The organism is Aquiflexum sp., assembly GCF_041749095.1.
In the GTDB taxonomy this organism is placed as follows: Bacteria; Bacteroidota; Bacteroidia; order Cytophagales; family Cyclobacteriaceae; genus Aquiflexum.
Genome location: NZ_JBGTCA010000063.1, coordinates 1 through 1,650, shown reverse-complemented (window position 1 = coordinate 1,650; position 1,650 = coordinate 1). Strand labels below are relative to the sequence as shown.

Annotated in this window: 1 protein-coding gene; it reads right to left on the bottom strand. The window is 40.8% G+C overall.

Annotated features, from left to right (window positions below):
* Positions 1–3: 3 nt before the first annotated feature.
* A partial coding sequence (locus tag ACEW8O_RS04075) for a thioesterase domain-containing protein (protein ID WP_373493348.1) occupies positions 4–1,650 on the bottom strand: 1,647 nt, incomplete at its 5' end.

The window sequence follows — 1,650 nt, the reverse complement described above, 5'->3', positions numbered from 1 at the left end:
ATTTTAATCAATTGATGGTTTTATTTGGGTCTGTGAACCATGTTTCTCATCAAGTACAATTTGGATCTTTTCTGCCATTTCTTTAATGATCCCGGGTTTTTTAAATATGTTGTCATGGTGGCCGGATACATGTACATTATGAACTTTGTTTACCAAAGGTGCCCAACCATAATATTCGGTGTCTTCCACATAAAAGGATCTGTTTTTCACTTTAAATAAATGGAGGTCACCATCATAATGGTTCAATATATATTTTTGGAGGATTTTGACATTATTCTTGGCCACCACTTTGATAATGCTTTCATGATCCTTTTGGGTCTCGGGTTTGGGCTTTAATTTCAATTTGATCAGAATATAGTCTCTTTTTCTTTGAAATGATCTGCTTTTCTGTTCATAAAAACCCTGAGGTTCTTTAAATGCAAAACCCAGATTTACCAATCTTTTGCCCAGCTGAAGTTTTATTTTTTTCAATAAAGTCAGTTTTGCCGGGTCTTCATAAGCGGATGTGTCAAAGAGAATGAGTTTAGATACTTCCTTTCCCATTGCTTTCAGTTGCCGTGCCATTTCAAAAGCCACAAATCCTCCAAAAGAATATCCGGCAATGCAATATGGACCAGAAGGATATTGTCTGATCATCAATGAAATGTAAAAGGCAGCCATTTCCTCTACAGATTGGTTTGGCACTTCTATGCCATCCAAACCTTTCGGCTGAAAACCATAGATGGGTTGATCATCTTCAATATTCTTGGCCAATTGGAAATAAATTGAAACTGTTGAACCCACTCCATGGACAATATACAAAGGAGGTTTGCTTCCTGAAGGCTTGATTGGAACCAAAGAGTCCCAGCCAACCTGATTTTGATAGGGACTTTCTATCGCCTTTGCCAAGTCAAAAATGGTGGGATATTTGAATATCAGGTTAATGGCAAGTTTTGAACCGATTTCTTTTTCCAGAGCAGACATTACTTTTACTGCAAGCAGGGAATGTCCCCCTATGGCAAAAAAATCATCGTGGATGCCTACCCTGTCTAAAGCGAAAATTCTTTTCCAGATAAAGGCAACCTTTTTTTCCAGTTCTGTCCTTGGTTCGGTATAATTTGATGTTACCACATCCCGGGAATCGACATCGGGAAGTGCTTTTTTGTCGATTTTTCCGCTAAAGGTCAAGGGGAGTTTTTCGAGATCTAGCCAAAGTGCGGGAACCATGTATTCAGGTAATTTTGACCTGAGGAATGAATCGACGGATTTTTTGTCGAATTTCCCATTGCAGACGATATATCCAACAAGTCTTTTGTCACCAAGTCCATAATTTTTTGCTATGACTACGGCTTGCTTCACGTTAGGGTGGAGGAGCAGGACGGATTCGATTTCGCCTAGCTCTATGCGGTATCCCCTGATTTTGACCTGATCGTCCATCCTGCCGAGGTATTCGATGTTTCCGTCAGGTAACCACTTGGCGAGATCACCTGTACGGTACATCCTGTCACCATGGACATGACTGAATGGGTCTGGAAGGAATTTATGGGATGTAAGTTCAGGCCTGTTGAAGTAACCTCTGCCGACCCCTTTTCCCCCGATGCAAAGTTCACCTGGAATTCCGATAGGATTTAGTCCTCCATCCGGACCTAGTATGTAGACAGAGGTATTGTC